The 210-nt window shown below is 49.5% G+C and carries 1 pseudogene; it reads right to left on the bottom strand.

Annotated features, from left to right (window positions below):
* A pseudogene (locus ACM615_RS24390) lies at positions 1 to 210 on the bottom strand (sucrose-6-phosphate hydrolase); the annotation flags it as partial.

The raw sequence follows: 210 nt of genomic DNA, 5'->3' as shown, positions 1-210 counted from the left end.
GACGAGATTCCCTTTCAGGTTCAGGCTTTGTGCACCTAGAACCATGTACCACTGGCCATTTCGCTTCCATACTTTCGGATCACGAAAATGGGCGGTGAATCCATCTGGCAGCGTCGCCACGACACCTTTTTTCTGAAAATGAATGCCATCCTCTGAAACAGCTAAACATTGATACGTCTCGCGGTTCCCTTGTTCATCGCGAACGTTGCC

Source organism: Rahnella sp. PAMC25617 (assembly GCF_050606005.1).
Taxonomy (GTDB): Bacteria; Pseudomonadota; Gammaproteobacteria; order Enterobacterales; family Enterobacteriaceae; genus Rahnella; species Rahnella variigena.
Note: the sequence above shows the minus strand (reverse complement) of the source record. Positions and strands in the feature narration are given on the sequence as shown.